The organism is Micromonospora sp. CA-263727, from assembly GCF_050942455.1.
Classification (GTDB): domain Bacteria; phylum Actinomycetota; class Actinomycetes; order Mycobacteriales; family Micromonosporaceae; genus Micromonospora.
In genome coordinates this window covers 3100029-3118993 of sequence record NZ_CP192031.1, presented here as the reverse complement: position 1 = coordinate 3118993, position 18965 = coordinate 3100029, and the positions used below count along the sequence as shown (strand labels likewise).

Below are 18965 nucleotides of genomic sequence, written 5' to 3'. Positions count from 1 at the left end.
GGGTACTCAGGGTCCGTCGCCGGGGCGGCCGATCAACTCCCGGCCGGTTGGGCGGCGGACGTCGGCGGAACCGGTACCGGCCGGGTTGCGCGCAGACCTCGGGTGAGCAGCACTGTGCTGACCAGTGACAGCCCGGCCAGCACGGCCACCGCCCGGTGGGTCGGCATCAGGTCGGCCACCGCGCCGGCCAGGGCCGCGCAGAGCGCCTGCCCGGTCAGCATCCCATTCTGTTGCAGGCCGAGCACCTGGCCACGGGCCTGCGGCGGGGAGTGGACGATCAGCCGCTCCTGCAACGGCAGCGATACCGCGAAACCGACCGAGGCGACCAGGGCGATGAGCACCGCCAGCGGCAGCTCCGGACGGAACAGGAAGGCGAGATACGGCAGGGGCAGCAGCAGCCGCAGCGGCACGACGCACCGCTGCCGTGCGGCGGGCGCAAGGAATCGACCTACGAGGATGTCACCGGCGAGCATGCCGAGAGCGCCGCCGGCGAAGAGGAAACCGGCGCGGTCCCCGGCATACGGCAGGAACAGCGCCTCGCAGCCGACGACCATGCCGTTGGGTAGCCACAGGTTGAGGTAGAGCGACCTACGGCCCGGATCCGCCCACAGCTCCCGGTTGATCCGCATGGTGCGCGCCGCCGAGGCCCGCTCGTCTGCCCGGGCCGGTCGTTCCCGCAGCCCCAGCCGCGTCACCGCCACCGCCACGGCCCGCAGCGCGGTGGCGACCAGGAACACCTGGTACGGGCTCAGCCAGACCAGCAGCACGCCACCCGCCCCGAACCCGGCGATCTGCATGACGCCGACGCTGACGTTCATGGTGGACCGGCCCAGCACGTACGCGCCGGCCGGCAGCATGTCGTTTATCAGCGCCCAGCGGGCCCCGCCAGCGACCGACCCGACGTACGCGACGAGCAGGATGACGGCGAACCGGGCCCACAACGGCAGTCCAGGTACCGCCTGGAGAGCAGCCCCGGCGAGCGCGACCAGTGCGGCGAGGGTCAACGCTCGACGCGGCGGCAGGCTGTCCGCCGCAGAGAGCAGCGTCAGGCTGCCGAGCACGCTGGCCAGCGGTGCACCGAACATGCTCAGCGCGGTGAGCAGGGCCGACCCGGTCGTGGCGTAGGTCAACGAGCCGAGGGCCAGCGCCGATGTGGCGTGCGCGGCGATGCCGGCGCAGTTGGCCACGAAGAGATTGCGGAACTCGTGGACGGTGAACAGCTCCGAGTAGGTCCTCACCCCGATGATCCTTGGGAGCCGCCGCTGCACGCCCTAGAGTTACGGCGGGAGGCGAAACATGTCGGTCTGGCGGGTGCCGGTGGACCTGCTCGCGCGCAGCCGGTTCACCATCTCGCCGATGACCGATACGGTCGCCGCGCTGCGGGCGCTGCACAGCCCGCGTCGTCCATGGCAGCACTCCTGGCGGCGACCGCACCTCGCCGCGTACCAGCAGATGCTGGCCCGGCGCCCGATGCTGCGGGCGCTGCTGGCGGCGTCGTTCCAACCGCGGTGGACGGCCGACTTCCTCACCCTGGCTCCCGCGACCGCCGCCCCGACTTTCGCCGAGGAGTTGGCGGCCGTAGCCGGGCGCACCGACGAGCAGATCCGCGCCGACCTACGAGTTACCCGCCCGGGACCGCTCGCCGACGTGCTGCGCCGCGACGGCGTGACGGAGCAGGCGGTGCACCTGCTCGACTGGGTCTGGACGCACACGGTACGGCCGGAGTGGCCGACGCGGGAACGCCGGCTACGCGCCGACGTGGTGGCCCGCACCGCCCGGCTGAGCAGTCAGGGCTGGGCGGGCGTGCTCGCCGATTTCAAGCCCACTGTCCGGTGGCTCGGCGACGGTCATCTACAGGTCAACGACTACCCGGCACCCCCGCTGCCGCTCGACCAGGCCGAACAGCTGGTGTTCGTCCCCGCCCACTGCGTGCGCGGCTGGGTGGTGTGGGAGCAACCGACCCGGTTCGGCATGGTCTATCCGGCCAGCGGCATTCTCGCCGACGACACCCCACCGGTGCCGGACGGGCTGGACCGGCTGATCGGCCCGAACCGGGCAGACATCCTCGTCCGGCTGGCGAGTCCGCTCAGCACGTCGCAGCTGGCGGCGGTCACCGGGCTCTCCGTGGGCGCGGTCGGTGACCACCTGCGCGTGCTGCTCGACTCGGGCACGGTGACCAAGCGCCGGTCGGGGCGGGAGGTGCTCTACTGGCACACCCCGCTCGGCGCCGCCCTGGCCGCTGGGGCACCGGCCAGGGCGGCTGGACGTCTCACGGGAGGTTGACCGTGTACTCCGCCGTCTGCACCTTGCCGTCGACCTGGAAGTCGAGGAAGGCCCGGTAGCGGCCGGTGCTCGGGGCGGTCAGCCAGAACTTGACCGCACCGTCGACCAGCTCGGGTTCCGGGTGGACGTGCACGTAGCCCAGGTCGCCTTCGCGGACCACGACCAGGTGACCGTACGCGCCCAGGTAGCGTTCCAGCTGGACCGGGGCGCCGGTGCGGCTCACCCGGAAGAGCAGCGGCGTGCTCATCCCCACGGTGGGCGTGCCCTCCATCGCCACCGTGAACGGCCCGGCCGTCGCAGCCGACGCCGGTGGCGGCAGTGTGGCCGGGCTGAACGTGCCCGGCACGTGGTGGTCGACGCCGAGGACCAGCGGGAGCTGGGTCCCGTCGGCCGTGATGACGGTGAAGTCGGCGTAGATGCGATAGCCGCCGGCCCGGGCCAGCTGCACCGGGACGCTCCAGGTGCCGTCGGGCGCCATGGTGGGGTGTAGATGCTGGTACCCGTCGAGGTCGCGGCCGACCACGATCATGTGCAACGGCTTGTCGTGCACGACCGCGAAGCGCGTCGCCGGCCGCCGGTCGGTCCCGACGATCCGGAACTGGTAGTCCATGCGTACGTCGGCCGGCTGGGAACGCTGCACCGGTTGCAGCGTGTACCCGGCGGCGCTGACCGATGTCCCGGTCGCCTGGGTCTGGTCCGCGCCGCCGTCGCCCGGATGAGTGTGCGCCCCCGTACCCGCCGGGTGTTGGTGGGCGCCGCCGGCCGGCACCGCCTGCCCTGCGGCGAGCGGCCCGCCGCCGGCCGGGCCGGCCTGCTGGACGTCGGTGGCGGTGCGCTGGTCGGCCGGGCCGAGCCGGCCGAGCCCGAAGCCGGCCAGCAGGGCGACCACCAGGCCGCCGACGAGCAGTGCCAGACCCGTGTTGCTCAGCCGGGGCTCGCCGGCCACGGCCACCTCGTCCGCAGCGGACGGTGACGCTCCGGTGGCGGGCACGGCGCGCGTGCCCTCGGCCACGCCGGCCCTGCCCCGGGTGCGCGCGGCCGGCTGCGCCTCGCCGGTCGGACGCAAGCCGGTCGAACCCGAGCCGGTGCCGCGGAGGCCAGTGGAGCGGGAGCCAGTCGAGCGGGAGCCAGTCGAGCGGGAGCCAGTCGAGCGGGAGCCAGTCGAGCGGGAGCCAGTCGAGCGGGAGCCGGTGGCCGATCGGCGGGGGGCCGGTCCCGAGCCACGGGCACGGCCGGTGGCCCGGACCGCAGGGGACGGGTGGTCGCGACGGCGCCACAGCACGACGGCGGCCAGTGCTGCCGCGATCGCCACGGCCAGGCTGATCCAGGCCACGCGGCCGGGGCCGCCCCCGCCGGCTGAGTCGGCCGAGTCGGCCGAGGGTGCCATCGCCGCCGGCGTCGGGGCCGACGACACCGACGGTACGGCCGTCGCCGCGCCCTGCCCGTGCTGCTCGGCGGCGGCCAACAGTGACGGGTCCGGCTGGTCGGTCGGGGGTTGCCAGCCCTGCGGCGCGGCGGTCACCGGCCCGGCGTAGCGGAAGCTCATCGTGCCCCGCACCGCCTCGCCGTCGGAGGCCACGGAGAGGTAGCTCACCGAGTACTGTCCCGCCGACGGCAGGTGGGCGATCGTCACCACCGCCGGGAATCCGGTCGAGTATTCGCGCGGCTCGAACTTCCCGTCGACCAGGAAGTACTCCCGTACCGGCTGGGCCAGCGGCTTGGGCGGCCCGTACGTCCAGCCGTTGTCGACCCGACCGCCGCCGGGGGCGGTGACGGTGAAGTGCGCGTTTGCGGCGACCTGTTCGGTGAAGTAGAGCTGCACCGTCGCCAGCGGCTGGTCCACCGTGGCGCCTTCCGCCGGAGTGGACATCGCCAGGGTGCCGTGAGCGGCGGCGGGCGGGGCGGCGGCGAGGAGGCCGACCGCTGCGGCGAGGACGATCGCGAGCAGGCCCGAGATCGTGCGTCCCGCAGCCAGGGTGAGACGACGCATCTGAACATCTTTGCGGCGACGCGTCCTCGATCAAGAGACCGTTATATTTTTGTGCAGATAGCAAAAGTTGTGCCCGTGCCGACTCAAGTCCACGCTGGAGCAACGAAACGCTCCGCACGCACAGAGCCAACACGCACAGAGCCAACCCCGGGCCGCCGCAGCCGCCGGGAGGTCCGCCACGACCGGTGCGGCCGGGTCGGCGACCCGGCCGCGTAGATCGGATCAGCGGTTGTTGGCGAGGTCTGCGCAGTCCGTCTCGTCGGGCAGCAGTGGCCGCAGGGTGACCGTCCAGCGCTGGCCACCCGAGGTCCACGGGGTCGCCGCACTGGCCTTCGCCGCGGCGTCGAGCAGCTTCGGCACCGCGTCGCCGGTGACCGTCACGCAGCCCAGCCCCAGATCCTTGCTGAGTTCGCCGCCGGGCAGCGCCGGACCGGGCCAGGCCACCTCGGGCTGCTCGCCGGCCTCGCCGTTGGCGACCCATCGCTCGGCGACGGCCGCGACGGCGGTCGGCACGTACGGCTGCGTCTGCGCCGCCGCGGCGAGCGGCCCCGCCGGGTCGGACAGCGACTCCGCGAACTCGCGCAGCTTGACCCGGGCCGCCTGCTGCTCGGCGGTCAGGCCCGAATCGGTGCCGGCCACCTCGGCATCAAGGGCGTTGACCTCCAGCTCCTCGACACCCTTGAGGCCACGCACGGTGAACCGGGTCGAGGGCACGTCGGCCACCGGCGGGGTGCCGAAGTCGAGCGTGCTGCCGACCCCGGCGTCCCGGGCCAGCTTGAGCAGGTTTTCCACGTCGGCGGCGCTGACCGTGCCGACCTGGAGGTTGGGCAGCGCCGGACCGGGATAGATCAAAGTGACGGGTCCCTGGGTGAACACCCGCCCGTCGCCATAGACAGTGATGCTGGGAAGGCGGGTGGCCAGCATCGCCGGCGTCACGAACCCTCCGGTGTAGTCCATCCGGAACACCACGGTGTCCGCGGAGTACGACACCTCCGGTGAACCCGAATCTCCCGCACCAATGGCACCACTCTGCTGCCCACAGGCAGCGGATGCCAGCAACAGCAATGGAACGACCGCCAGCCGCCCGCTTCGACGAATACTCATGGCGATCGGACGTGCCCGGGGGCCAAAGCGTTCCCGCTTCCGTGCGGGTCAACTCGAAAGGGGCGGGCACCGCTGCGGTCAGGCGCTCGCCCCCTCGTGCCCGGCCGATACCCGGGCGGCGCCCTGGGCCAGCAGCCACGGCAGATAGCCGGCCCGACCCCGGGCGGCGCCGAGGATCGTCACCAGCACGGTGCGGTCACCGACCCGGAGCACGGCGCGCTCACCGGCCGCGTACGCCCCGTCGCCGATGCCGGGCAGCGGCTGCCCCTGGGAGTTGAGCCGCCAGATCCACTGGCCCGCCGCCCCACCCACCGCCTGGACGGTCAACACCGGCTGGCCGTCGCCCGCCGCCCGGAACTGGGCACCGGCCAGCGGGCCCGGCAGGTCGAGTCGTTCGGCGGCCCGCACCGGCAGGCCCAGTGCCTGCCCGACCTCCGCCACGGTGAACAGCGTCGCCGGCCCGACCGCGCCGCGCTTCGCCGCCACCGCGTCGTCGGTCCCGCCCGCCACCGGCGACTCGACCAACCGGCGCGAGCGACCGTGGCCGACGACCGACATGCTGACCACCCGCCGGCTCCAGGGGCGCACCCTGATCGTCACGGTGTCCCCGTCGTGGCAGTCGCCCGCCCACTGGCTGGGCAGCCCCCAGGCGGTGCTGCGCTCGCCGGTGCCGTCGTCCACCGCCAGGTAGTGCAGCCAGGGCCGGGCCGGCTGGTTCTCCCCCTGTGCGGTGGAGCGCCACACCTCCAGCCAGAGCACCTCGCCGGTGAGGGTGCGCTCGGTGACGAGGTCCGCGACGCCGCGCACCGCCGTGTGGGCCCCGGAGAGCAGCGACAGCAACGCCAGGACGACGACGCCGTCGGCCACGAAGGTGAAGATCCGCTCCGCCCGATCGGTGCTGGACGGCAGGAGGTCGAAGGAACTGCCGAAGAGCTTCAGCAGGAAGCCGCCGATCACGATGCTGATCACCGCGCGGAACAGCAGTTTCGGTAGCGTCTGACCGTAGCGCGGGGAGAACCGCGGGTAGCGTACCCGCACCCGGTGCCAGGTGCCGCCGTACGACGACCAGACCAGCGTCCGGTCGCCCATGCCGAGGTCGAGGATGGCGCTGGCCAGGCGGGTCGCGCCGACGGCCGCGCCGTAGCCCAGGTACCGGTCCCAGATCGCCACCGACGCCGGCGGCAACTCGTCGAACTGCTCGTGCCCGCGCAGCCAGGCGCGGACCCCGAGCCAGCGTGCCGCCACCTGACGGCCGAGGGCGGTGTCGCGTTCGCCGGGTGACACTCCGGCGATGGTGCTCAGCACCGCGAACGTGACGAAACCCGCGGCGAACCCGGGGTTGTCGTCCTCCTGGCGCCAGGTGCCGTAGTGGAAGGCGGCCAGGCCGACGCCGACCGCGGCCACCAACGCGGCGACGCCGAGCAGGGTGGTGACCGCGGGACCGAAGCGCCGCCGGGACAGCCCGGCCGCCCGGGCGTCCGCGACGACCTGTGCGTGCAGGCGCTTGTTCCACGCCTTGGCCTGGGCCCGGTCGCGAAAGGTCAGCGCGGTCAGCGGTACCACGCCGTTGACCGCGAGCCCGCGCACCCGGTCGAGCACCCGACGCTCGTACGGGCGCAGGCCGGCGTCGTCGGGCGGTGCCGGCGGCAGGTGCAGGGTGGTCTGCATCGGGTCGTTGCCCGGCTGCCGCAGCTCGATGAAGCCCCGGGCGGCGAGGTCGAGCAGCGTCGACTCGGCCGCGTCCTCGGTGAGTGACCAGCGGTTGACCAGCAGGCTGACCAGGGCGGGCGGTTCGGCACCGAGTTCCATGGTGGCCGGCGCGGGCGCCGGACTGGCTGGCCGGGTGAGCAGCCGGACCACGCCGTACACGCCGAACCAGCCGGCGAGCGCGGCCACGCTCACTCCCAGGTCGAGGAGCAGGCGCCCGTCCATCACCGGGCCCGCGCCGTCAGAAGCGGACCTGGACGGAGGCGCGTTCGCCGTCCAGGGCCTCGAAGAAGTCCGTCGCCCGGAACCCGCCCACACCCGCGATGAGGTTGGTCGGGATGGACTGCACGCTGGTGTTGAACGTCTGGACGGCGCTGTTGAAGAACTGCCGCGCGTAGGCGATCTTGTCCTCGGTGGCCGCCAGTTCGCGTTGCAGGCCGGCGAAGTTCTGGTTGGCCTTGAGGTCCGGGTACGCCTCGGCCACCGCGAGGAGGCGGCCGAGCGCCTGGGTGAGGTTGTTCTCGGCGTCCGCCCGGTCGGCCAGGCCGGGTGCTGCGGCGGCGGCGATCGCGCCGGTGCGGGCGGCGACCACGGCCTCCAGGGTACCGCGCTCGTGCGCCGCGTAGCCCTTGACCGTCTCCACCAGGTTGGGGATCAGGTCGTACCGGCGCTTGAGCTGCACGTCGATCTGCGCCCAGGAGGCCCGGACCTGGTTACGCTGGCGGACCAGGCGGTTGTAGGCGACCAGCGCCCAGCCGATCACGACCACCACCAGCAGGCAGAAGAGCCCGCCGACGGCGCTCAGAATGACGCCCCTGCCCATCTTGACTCCCGCGCTGGACCTTCGTTCCGCATGATGACGCGGGGGTGCGCTCCCCGACTGGCACGAGCATGGGCACCCGGATGCCCGGCCGCAATCGGGTGATCGGTCGGCCGGCGTGCCAGATGGCGGAAAGGGCTCCGGCCCGGCGGAATCCGCCGGGCCGGAGCGTTGTGTGGGGACCTGGTGGGGGGCCACGGCGAGCTGGCCGCCCACCAGTCCACTACTCGAACAGCGACAGGGTCAGGGTCGAGGTGTAGGCGCCCGCCGCGACATCACCCGGGGTGCGCAGGAACAGATCCGCGTTCACCGAGTACGCGTCACCGGCCACCGCACCCGAGTCGAAGGTCGAGACCAGGAGTTCCTGGTCGACCAGACCCACGTTGTTGCCCGGCTGCGTCGCCTCGTCCAGAACCGTCACCACCTCTTCACCCTCAGACACCAGGCCGGTGTCGCCGCCGTCGATCAGACGCGGCTTCCAGCCCAGGTGACCGGCACCGATCGGGGCCTGACCCGCCGAACCGACAAAATCGGTGGCGCTGCCCAGCACCGCCCACGCGGCACCCTCGGGCACCTCATCCGCCGTCCGGGTGTCGGTCACCGTCACCGTCGGCAGGGTCCCGACGAACTGACGCACCAGCAACGTCGACCCGTCCTCGGTCAGAGCGACCGAGTCCGCCGCCACCGACATGGCCAGCACACCCGGCTCCCGGATCGGCTCGATGTCGACCGTCACCTGCACGTCCGACTCGTCACCCGGCTCCGCCAGAGCCGGCGACGCCATCGCCACCGACCCGGCCAGCAGGGCACCGGCGGCACCCGCCGCCAGCAACCGCCTACGATTCCCTGTGTTCATCCGTTCTCCGCTATCACTCGTGGTTGTCATTCGGGGAATCAGCTGGCGCAGTTGACGGCCGCGTATTCCTTGGTGACGACAGTCGTCACGGCCTCGCCGTCGATGGAGCCGGTGGCCCGGACCGTCGCCGAACCGGCCGGCACCGATGCCACCCGGGTGTTGAACTGCTGGAAGGAGTTGCCGCCCGGCGCGACGTTGGCGGCGGCCTTGTTGCCGTACGCGCTCTCCAGCGCGATGCTCGCGGTCGCGTTGTGCTCGTTGTTCGCCTGCACCGCGACGTACGCCTTACCCGCCACGCACCGCACCTGCGCGGTCAGCGTGACCGGCAGGTCGAGTTCGGTGCGCACCGTGCCGGTGATCTCGCTGTCCCGGATGGTGGCGCCGGTGGCGTGCACCGAGCCGTTGACCGTGGTCTCCACGATCGACACGAGCGAGGCGCGGTCCGCGTTGATCGAACCGTTCACCTCCGAGCCGAAGACGATCAGGCCGGCACCCGGGTTGACCTGGATCGAACCGTTCTGCGCCAGGCCGTCCACGCAGGTGATGCCGGAGTCGACGGTGAGAACGCCGGTGTTCTCCCCACGCAGGACGGTGGTGCAGGCCGGGTAGCTGGGCTGCGTCTGCACGTTCAGCTCGGCGAAGGCGACCGCCCGCGCGTTGTTGGTCAGCGGGTCGTCCAGCTTGAGGACGTCCAGACCCTTCTGGATGTCGTTCGAGTAGATGTACCCGTTGTGGTAGTACGTCGACCACGATCCACCCAGCACGAGGCGGGTGTCCGAGAGCGGGCCCCGCTCCCAGAAGGCGATCTCGACCGGGTTGGCCGAGTCGGTGAAGTCGATCACCGAGATGCCGCCCTGGTACCAGGCCTGGACCATGATGTCGCGGCCCATCGCCGGGATCAGCGAGCCGTTGTGCGCCACGCAGTTCTCGAAGGCGCTGTTCTCCCGCGGGATCTTGAAGTAGCTCTTGAAGACCAGCTGCCGTTCGGCACCGGAGCCGACGATGTCGTAGATCGCGTCCGCGCCCTGGTTGTCCCGGTAGGTGGGCCGGCAGATCGCGGAGCCGCCGCCGCCGAGCTCGTCGGTGAAGAGCACCTTCGTGCCGGCGTTGTTGAACGTGGCCGAGTGCCAGAACGCGAAGTTCGTGTCCCGCACCTGGCTCAGCACCACCGGGTTCAGCGGGTTGGAGATGTCCATCAGCACGCCGTCACCCATGCAGGCGCCGGCGGCCAGGTCGAGCTCCGGGTAGACGGTGATGTCGTGGCAACCGCTGGTGTTGGTGTTGCCGCCGTCCGGGAAGAGGACCGGGGTGGCCACCACGGCGGCGCTGGTCGGGTTGGCCAGCGGCACGTCGATGATCGAGATCTTGTCGTGCGGCGGCTTGCAGTACGCCGCGTTGGTCGACGGGCTGTACGACGAGACGTAGACGTAGACGCTCTCGCCGTTCTTGCTCGGCACCAGCGTCAGCGTGTGCGAGCCGCAGTCGGTGCGGACCGAGCTGATGTACTGCGGGTTCGCCTTGTCGCTGATGTCGAAGATCCGGACGCCCTCCCAGTGGGCGGCGTTGTTCACGGAGCCGGCCGCGCTGTCGCACGAGTCGTTGGTGCGCGGCGAGTCGACGGCGAGGAACAGCAGGTTGCCGAAGACCGCCGGGTCACCCTGGGCGCCGACGCAGACCACCTGGCTGACCACCTGCGGCGACGCGGGGTTGCTCACGTCGAAGACGTTGAACCCGTTGTAGTTGCCGGCGAAGACGTAGTTGCCCTGGAAGGCCAGGTCGGAGTTGTACGCCGACTCCGCCGCGAACCCGCCGAACTTCGGGATGTTGGCGATCTGGGTGAGGTTGGGGCTGCTGACGATCTCGTCAACGGCCGGAATCGTGTTCTCGGCGGCGCTGACGGGCGGCGCCGCCGCAACGGCCCCGAGGAGAAGGGCGCCTGTGGCGGCCAGGCCGACAAACAGCCTGCGGCTCCCTCGTGGGGTTGGTTGTGACATGTAGGTACACCCTTCGTTGTGCGTGAGCAGGGGTAGCCGGACGATAGCCTGATCCACCACTCAAATATTGTGACATGAGTCACACACGGGAACCGCTTGTGATCACGGTTCAGCAACACCTGCGGCACGAATAGCCGCAGGCAGGGCCCAATGCCACCTTTTCGCAGCGCATGATCCACTGGACAGGGCACCTAACCGCGCTAACATCCCGGCCAACCTCGGGCGTACGGCAGGAGTCGAGTTGTGCTAGGTGAGTGGATCCGGGCGTTTTTCCGGCAGTCGCGGACGATTGTGCTGGTTGAGTTGGCCGTACTCGCGGTGCTGGCGGTGGGGACGGCGGTGGTCGTCTGGTGGCCCGACGACGACGCCAAGCCGGCGGCGACGGCCACGCCCGATCCGATCGACCTGCCCGGCCTGCCGGACTCCACCGCGCCGGTGCTGATGCCCGGCCGCCCGGGCGAGCCGGCGAAGTCGGTCCCGGCGAACGAGGTGTCCCCCATGGCGCGCCCGCCGCACAACAACGCCGACATCCGCTTCGTCACGATGATGATCCCGCACCACGAGCAGGCGCTCGTGATGGCCGAGCTGGTGGCGGAGCGCGGGAAGAGTCCGCAGCTCAAGCTCATCGCCGACCGGATCCTGGCGGCCCAGGAGCCGGAGATCAAGGTGCTGGACGCCTGGCTGACCGAGCGCGGCCTGAACCGGAACTCCGGCGGCAACCACGAGCACACCATGGGCGGCATGCAGTCGGCCGAGGCGCTGAACCGTCTCACCGACGCCCGCGGCGCCGAGTTCGACCGGATGTTCGTGAAGATGATGACCGAGCACCACCAGGGCGCGATCGACATGGCGGGCGAGGCGCAGGCCCTCGGCGTCGACCCCATCATCAACGAGTTCTCCAGCAGCGTCATCGTGGAGCAGAACGTCGAGATCAACCGGATGCGCGACGTGCTGGCCAGCGGCAAGTAGCCCGGACCACCCGACAAACGTAGGAGACATCGACCAGTATATTTGGGCACTAGTCGGATGACCCGCCTGTGAACTGCACCGTAGCGTCGATGCAATTCACCTCGAACGGTCTTCAACATGGACCGTGATCCGGGGCGGGACGTCAAGGGCAACCCGTGGCGGACCGCTTCGGCGGTGGTGAGTTGGCGCTCATGCCTTCCAACCCCCGAAGGAGCAGCGGTGCACCTGCATCCCCGTTCGTCCCGAGGCCGACGCAACGCCGCGTTGCTGTTGTCCACGACTCTCGTCGTTTCTCTGACATCACTGCCCACGCCGGCCTCGGCCGCTCCGGAAGAGGGATCGGGCAACCCGCACTCGATCTTCCTCACCGGCCCGAACGAGGGCGCCCCGGACAACATCGCCATCAACTACCTGCGGGCCAACCCGGTCCAGTATGGCGTGACCGCCGCCGACCTCGGCGACCTCGCCATCCTGTCCAAGTACACCAGCCGGCACAACGGCGTCACCCACGTCAACCTGGCGCAGCGACACCAGAACCTGGAGGTGTTCGGGGCCACCGCCACGGTGAACGTCGCCAAGGACGGCAGTGTCGTCTTCGTCGGCGACACGCTGGTCTCCGAGCTGTCGAAGAACGTCTCCGGCGAGGCGACGCTGGACGCGGTCGAGGCGGTGGAGGCGGCAGCCGACGCGCTGGACCTGGCCGCCCCGAAGAACTCGCGGGTGATGAGCCGCGCCGGTGGAGCGGCGCAGCGGACCGTGGTCTCCGACAGCGGGATCTCCGACGAGCCGATTCCGGCGAAGCTGGGCTGGCAGCCCACCGATGACGGGCTACGCCTGGCCTGGCAGCTGGTGATCGACGACTCCTCCGACGCCCACCTGTGGAACGCCACCGTGGACGCGGCGACCGGCGAACTGCTCGACGTCGACGACTGGACCGTCCACCACGATGCCGACGAACTCGCCAACCACCTGGACCGGGTGGCGCCCGGGCGGGCCAAGAACCCGAAGCCCAAGCCCAAGCCCAACGCCTTCCGCTCGCGCAACCCGGTGCCGGACGGTTCGAGTTACCGGGTGTACGCCGGCCCGGCCGAGAGCCCGAACGACGGGCCCCGAACCCTGGTGACCAACCCGGCGGACGGGACCGCCTCGCCGTACGGCTGGCACGACGCCGATGGCGCCGCCGGCGCCGAGTTCACCACGACCCAGGGCAACAACGTCCACGCGTACCAGGACCAGGACAACAACAACGCCCCGGACTTCGGCAGCAGCCCGGACGGCGGGCCCGGCCTGACCTTCGACTTCCCGATGGACCTGACGGAGCACGCGCAGAGCTACCGGGACGCGGCGACCGCGAACCTGTTCTACTGGAACAACATCATCCACGACGTCACCTACCTGTACGGGTTCGACGAGGCGTCCGGGAACTTCCAGCTGAACAACTACGACCGTGGCGGCGTCGGTGGCGACTACGTCCGGGCCGAGGCCGCGGACGGCGGCGGCACCAACAACGCCAACTTCTCCACCCCGGCCGCCGACGGTGGCACCCCGCGGATGCAGATGTACCTGTGGCCGGGCAACCAGTTCGGCGCCCAGAACCAGGTCGTCCTCGACGGCGTGGGCTCCTTCGACGCCACCTGGTCGCGGTTCAGCCCCGCCCCCTCGGTCGCCGGCCTGCCCGGGCACGGGTTCGTCTACGGCGGCACCGGCTGCACCGAGTCCACCTACCCGGGCACGCTGCCGGGCGGCAACTGGATCAGCGTGGTCGACGGCGGCACGGTCGCCTGCACCTACCTACAGCGCGCCCAGGTCGCCGAGTCGCTCGGCGCCGAGGCCGTGGTGGTCGCGCACAACGCCGCCGGCGCCGCGCCGGTGCTCACCGGCGCCATGACCACCGCGCCGGTCACCATTCCGGCGGTCGCCGTCACCCAGGCCGACGGCGTCGCCATCAAGGACGCCATCGCCGCCGGCGACGTCACCGGCTCGGTGCGCAAGCACCCGAGCCACCCGGGCATCCGGGACGGCGACTTCGACGCCGGGATCGTCATCCACGAGTACGGTCACGGCATCTCCAACCGCCTCACCGGCGGCCCCGGGATCAACTGCCTGAGCGGCAACGAGCAGATGGGTGAGGGCTGGAGCGACTACTTCGCGATCACCATGCTGCTCGACCGGAAGTTCGACTCGGCCGACGGGGTGCGCGGCATGGGCCCGTACGCCCTCTTCCAGGACGACCGCAGTGGCGCCGGCATCCGGCCGCGGCCCTACTCCCGGAACATGGAGATCCAGCCGTTCACCTACGACAGCATCAAGACCGGCGGCTGGCTCAACGGCACCTCGCTGGCCGCGCCGCACGGCATCGGCCACGGCTGGGCCTCCATCCTGTGGGACGTGACCTGGGATCTCATCGACCGGCACGGGTTCAACCCGAACGTGTACGACCCGTGGAGCACCGGCGGCAACAACCTCTCCCTCCAGTTGGTCATGGACGGTCTGAAGATGCAGGGCTGCGGCCCCGGCTTCGTCGTCGGTCGTGACGCGATCATCGCCGCCGACGCGGCGCTGACCGGCGGCGACAACGCCTGCACCCTGTGGAGCTCGTTCGCCCGCCGTGGTCTCGGCTACAGCGCCGTCCAGGGCACCACCAACCGGGACGACAACAGCGAGGCCTTCGACACCCACCCGTCCTGCCGCGGCGACTTCGTCGGCCGGGCGAAGCAGCCGGCCCTCAACACGGCCAAGGCCGGCAGCAACGCCACCATGAAGTTCAAGCTGAACCGTAATCGCGGCCTGGACATCCTCGCCAGCAACTCCCCCTACTCCCGCCTGGTCGACTGCGACACCCTCCAGACCGTCAACCCCGACGGCACCATCACCCCCCGCCCCACTCCCGTCCCGGCGGTCAGTCCCGGCAAGTCCAAGCTCTCCGCCAACGCCAAGGGCGAGTACACCTTCGGATGGAAGACCGACAAGGGCTGGGCCGGCACCTGCCGGGAGTTCGTCCTGACCCTCGACAACGGATTCCAGTACCGCTCCTACTTCACGTTCACCGGCTGACCCCGAGCCCCGACCCACGGTAGAGACCACGGAGGGAGCGTTCCGCACGACGGAGCGCTCCCTCCGTCCTTTCCAGCGAAGGGAACACCTGTGCCGTCATCCACGCGGAGATCCCGCGGTCGCCGTTACGCCGCCGCACTGCTCGCCACGACCCTGGTCGTGTCCCTGTCGTCACTGCCCGGCAACCCCGCCTCGGCCGCTCCGGAGGAGGGTGGCGCGTCGAACCCGATCTTCCTGACCGGCCCGAACGAGGGCTCCCCCGAGGAGGTCGCCACCCGCTACCTGCGAGCCAACCCCACCGGACACGGGGTGGCCAGAGCCGATCTCGACGACCTCGCCGTGCTGTCCAGCTACACCAGCCGCCACAACGGCGTCACCCACGTCAACCTCGCCCAACGCCACAAGGGCCTGGAGATCTTCGGCGCCACCGCCACGGTCAACATCGCCGAGGACGGCAGCGTCATCTTCGTCGGCGACACCCTCGTCTCCGGCCTCGCCGGCAGCACCTCCGGCGCCCCCGACCTCGACGCCGTCGACGCCGTGCAAGCCGCAGCCGACGCCCTCGACCTGCCCACGCCCACGAGCCCCCGAGTCATCACCCGGGCGGGCGGCGCCACCCGGGAGACTCTGGTCTCCGGCAGCGGCATCTCCGACGAACCGATCCCGGCCAGGCTGGGCTGGCAGCCGACCGCCGACGGCCTCCGCCTGGCCTGGCAACTCGTCATCGACGACGCCACCGACGCCCACCTGTGGAACGTCACCATCGACGCCGAAACCGGCGAGATGCTCGACGCCGACGACTGGACCAGCCACGACAGCCCGGCGGACCTGGCCAGCACGCTGGGCCGACCGGAACAGCAGACCTCGGTCGCCAGCACCCGGACCATCGCCACCCCGAGGGTGGGTTCACCGGACTCCGTCGACGACGGGTCGAGCTACCTGGTCTTCGAGTTCCCGAAGAACGACCCGAACGAGGGGCCGCAGACCGTGGTGACCAACCCGGCCGACGGGCTCGCCTCGCCGTACGGGTGGCACGACACGGACGGCGTGCCCGGTGCCGAGCACACCGTCACCCGGGGCAACAACGCGTACGCGTACACCGACCGGGACGCCAACAACCAGGTCGATCCGGACAGTGCCGCCGAGGGCGGAGCCAGCCTCACCTTCAATTTCCCGGCCGACCTCGACGAGCATCCGCAGACCTACGCCCAGGCCGCCGTGGTGAACCAGTTCTACTGGTGCAACATCGTCCACGACATCAGCTACCGGTACGGCTTCGACGAGCCGGCCGGCAACTTCCAGGTCGACAACTACGGTCGGGGCGGCGTCGGTGGTGACGACGTGCTGTGCGAGGCGCATGACGGCTCCGGCCAGAACAACGCCAACTTCTCCACCCCGGCCGCCGACGGTGGCCGGCCGCGGATGCAGATGTTCCTCTGGCCGGGCAACCAGTTCGGCCTGCCCAACGCGGTGACCGTCGGCTCGGGCTCCGCCGCCACCACGTACCAGGCGGAGTACGCGCGGTTCACGCCCGCCCCCACCAGGGCCGGTTTCGCCGGCGACGTCGTGCAGGTCGACGACGGCGTCGGGGCGACCGGTGACGGCTGCACCGCGTACCGCCTGCCCACCGGCGCGATCGCCATGGTGGACCGCACCAGCGCCTGCAACTTCCACCTCCAGGTGACCAACGCCGAGCAGGCCGGCGCCGCCGCCGTCGTGGTGGTCAACAACGTCACGAGCGCGCCGGTGGTGATGAGCGGATCCATGAGCCCACCCGTCGGGATCCCGGCCGTGATGGTCAGCCAGGCCGACGGCACCAGCATCAGGGCCGGGCTGCCGGCGTCCGGGCGGGTGCACCGCAACCTGGACCGGCCGGCGATGCGGGACGCCTCGTTCCGCGCGGAGACGATCTTCCACGAGTACGGACACGGGGTCTCCCTCCGGCTGACCGGCGGCCCGGGAATCAACTGCCTCACCGGTGACGAGCAGATGGGTGAGGGGTGGAGCGATTTCCTCGCGATCGCCGCGCTGCTCAACCCCGCGATCGACGGCCCGGAAACCCCACGCGGTTACGGGCAGTACGCGCTGTTCCAGGACAGCCGGGTGGGTGACGGTTTCCGGCCACGCCCGTACTCCCGGAACATGGCACTCCAGCCGTTCACCTACGACAGCATCAAGACCGGCGGCTGGCTCGACGGCACCTCGCTGGCCGCCCCGCACGGCATCGGCCACGGCTGGGCGGCGGTGCTCTGGGACATGGCCTGGGATCTGGTCGAGCGGCACGGCTTCAACCCGAACGTGTACGGCCCGTGGAACAGCGGCGGCAACAACCTCGCCATGCAGCTGGTCATGGACGGGTTGAAGATGCAGGGCTGCGGCCCCGGCTTCGTCACCGGCCGCAACGCCATCATCGCCGCCGACGCGGCGCTGACCGGCGGCGACAACGCCTGCACCCTGTGGGCCTCCTTCGCCCGCCGCGGCCTCGGCTACAGCGCCGTCCAGGGCACCACCAACCGCAACGACAACAGCGAGGCCTTCGACACCCACCCGTCCTGCCGCAGCGACTTCACCGGCCGCACCGCACCGCCGGGCCTCAACACCGTCAAGGCCGGTAGCGCCGCACCGATGAGGTTCAAGCTCGACCGTTACCGCGGGCTGGACATCCTGGCCAGCAACTCGCCCTACTCCCGTTTGGTCGACTGCGGCAGCCTGGCGACCGTCAACCCGGACGGGCCGATCACTCCGCGCCCCATCCCGGTCCCCGCGATCAGCCCCGGCAACTCGAAGCTCTCCGCCAACGCCCGCGGTCAGTACCACTACGGGTGGAGGACCGACCGGAGTTGGGCCGGCACCTGCCGCGAGTTCGTCCTGACCCTCGACAACGGATTCCAGTACCGCAGCTACTTCAAGTTCACCTGATCCGGAACAACGATCCACGGTAGAGGGGGCGTTCCGGACCGCAGGAGCGCCCCCGGCCCCACCCCACTGGCCTCTAGGTGGTGTAGTCGGCGTTGATCCGGATGTAGCCCTCGGTCAGGTCGCAGCCGTAGACGGTGAAGGCGCCCTCGGCGATGCCCAGGTCCACCTCGATCACCACGTCGTCGCGGCGCAGGTGCTCCTGCAACAACCGCAGCTTCTCGTCGGTCGCCGCGGCGGGGTAGACCTCCATGCCGCCGAAGCCGATGGTCACCCGCTCCGGCAGGATGTCGTCGTCCTGCTCGCACTTGCCCACCGCCATCGCCACCCGGCCCCAGTTCGGGTCCGCGCCGTGCACCGCGGTCTTCACCAGTGGCGAGTTCACCACCGCCTTGCCAACCCGCTTGGCCTGGTCGTCGTCGCGGGCGCCGGTCACCCGGACCTCGATCAGCTTGCTGGCGCCCTCGCCGTCGCGCGCCACCATCCGCACCAGTTGCAGGGCGCAGTCGTACAGCGACTGCTCGAACTCGCCGAGGTCGACCGGCCCGGCGAGACCGTTGGCGAAGATGGCCGCGGTGTCGCTGGTCGAGGTGTCGGTGTCGATGCTCACCGCGTTGAAGGTCCGGTCGATCACCGCCCGGAAGACCCGGTCCAGGTCGGCGGGGTCGATCTCGGCGTCCGTGCAGAAGAAGGTCAACAAGGTGGCCATGTTCGGTTCGATCATGCCGACGCCCTTGGCCACGCCGACGACGGTGGCCGTGCCGCACCGGGAGCGGGCCACCTTCGGACGGGTGTCGGTCGTCATGATGGCGGCGGCCACCCGGTCGAAGTCCGCCGGCGGGAACGGCCAGCTCAGCCCGGCGAGGTACGCGCGCAGCCGGGGCATCGGGTACTGCCGTCCGATCACCCCGGTCGAGGCGATCAGCAGCTCGTCCGGGTCCAACCCGATCGCCTTCGCCACCGTCGCCTGGATCTCACGGGCGTTCGCCATGCCCTCCTCGCCGGTGGCCACGTTGGCGTTGCGGGCCAGCACCACCACCCCACGGGCCGCCGCGCCGCGCGCCGAGCGGCTGAGCAGCACGCTCGGGCCGGCGAACCGGGACCGGGTGAAGACCGCCGCGCTGACCGCCGGCGTCTCCGAGACCAGGGCGGCGAAGTCGTCGCCCTCCTCCTTGAGCCCCGCGTTGCCGACCAGCGCACGAAAACCCCGAGGGGTGATGGTCTCCACCTGACAACTCCCCTGATAGGCCAACCGGCGGTAAGAATATACCG

Annotated in this window: 11 protein-coding genes and 1 pseudogene; 4 read left to right on the top strand and 8 right to left on the bottom strand. The window is 71.0% G+C overall.

Annotated elements, in window-relative coordinates:
• Positions 1-32: 32 nt before the first annotated feature.
• Positions 33-1238: an MFS transporter gene (locus ACQPYA_RS13760; protein ID WP_433532971.1), complete on the bottom strand. Its 1206-nt coding sequence runs from the start codon at positions 1236-1238 to the stop codon at positions 33-35.
• A 58-nt stretch (positions 1239-1296) separates the two neighbouring features.
• On the opposite strand from ACQPYA_RS13760, the gene ACQPYA_RS13755 reads away from it, so the two are divergent.
• Positions 1297-2283, top strand: a complete 987-nt coding sequence (locus tag ACQPYA_RS13755; protein WP_433532970.1) for an ArsR/SmtB family transcription factor — start codon at positions 1297-1299, stop codon at positions 2281-2283.
• Here the strand turns inward: ACQPYA_RS13755 and ACQPYA_RS13750 are convergent.
• The 6 genes and pseudogenes from ACQPYA_RS13750 to ACQPYA_RS13725 form a co-directional block, all read right to left on the bottom strand.
• Entirely contained in the window at positions 2270-4273 is a 2004-nt protein-coding gene (locus ACQPYA_RS13750; RefSeq protein ID WP_433532969.1) for a copper resistance protein CopC, read from the bottom strand. The genes ACQPYA_RS13755 and ACQPYA_RS13750 overlap by 14 nt on opposite strands.
• A 222-nt stretch (positions 4274-4495) precedes the next feature.
• The gene (locus ACQPYA_RS13745) at positions 4496-5377 is read right to left on the bottom strand and encodes a hypothetical protein (RefSeq protein WP_433532968.1); all 882 of its coding nucleotides are present in this window, start codon (positions 5375-5377) and stop codon (positions 4496-4498) included.
• A gap of 78 nt (positions 5378-5455) precedes the next feature.
• Positions 5456-7309 (bottom strand): DUF2207 family protein, encoded by a 1854-nt coding sequence (locus ACQPYA_RS13740; RefSeq protein WP_433533497.1) that lies wholly within the window; start codon positions 7307-7309, stop codon positions 5456-5458.
• A gap of 16 nt (positions 7310-7325) precedes the next feature.
• Positions 7326-7907 (bottom strand): LemA family protein, encoded by a 582-nt coding sequence (locus ACQPYA_RS13735; RefSeq protein WP_433532967.1) that lies wholly within the window; start codon positions 7905-7907, stop codon positions 7326-7328.
• Between the two features lie 220 nt (positions 7908-8127).
• Entirely contained in the window at positions 8128-8760 is a 633-nt protein-coding gene (locus tag ACQPYA_RS13730; protein ID WP_433532966.1) for a hypothetical protein, read from the bottom strand.
• Positions 8761-9374: 614 nt separating this feature from the next.
• A pseudogene (locus ACQPYA_RS13725) lies at positions 9375-10754 on the bottom strand (LVIVD repeat-containing protein); the annotation flags it as partial.
• A 303-nt stretch (positions 10755-11057) separates the two neighbouring features.
• Here ACQPYA_RS13725 and ACQPYA_RS13720 point away from each other — a divergent pair.
• The 3 genes from ACQPYA_RS13720 to ACQPYA_RS13710 all read left to right on the top strand — a co-directional run bounded on the left by ACQPYA_RS13720 (position 11058) and on the right by ACQPYA_RS13710 (position 17696).
• Positions 11058-11723 carry a DUF305 domain-containing protein gene (locus ACQPYA_RS13720; RefSeq protein WP_433532965.1) on the top strand — a complete coding sequence of 222 codons (666 nt, stop codon included), beginning with the start codon at positions 11058-11060 and terminating at the stop codon, positions 11721-11723.
• A 219-nt stretch (positions 11724-11942) separates the two neighbouring features.
• On the top strand, positions 11943-14777 hold the full coding sequence (locus ACQPYA_RS13715; protein WP_433532964.1) for a M36 family metallopeptidase: 2835 nt from the start codon (positions 11943-11945) through the stop codon (positions 14775-14777).
• 159 nt (positions 14778-14936) lie between these two features.
• Positions 14937-17696 (top strand): M36 family metallopeptidase, encoded by a 2760-nt coding sequence (locus tag ACQPYA_RS13710; RefSeq protein ID WP_433532963.1) that lies wholly within the window; start codon positions 14937-14939, stop codon positions 17694-17696.
• 73 nt (positions 17697-17769) lie between these two features.
• On the opposite strand, the gene argJ is transcribed toward ACQPYA_RS13710, so the two are convergent.
• The gene (argJ, locus tag ACQPYA_RS13705) at positions 17770-18921 is read right to left on the bottom strand and encodes a bifunctional glutamate N-acetyltransferase/amino-acid acetyltransferase ArgJ (protein WP_433532962.1); all 1152 of its coding nucleotides are present in this window, start codon (positions 18919-18921) and stop codon (positions 17770-17772) included.
• Positions 18922-18965 lie beyond the last annotated feature (44 nt).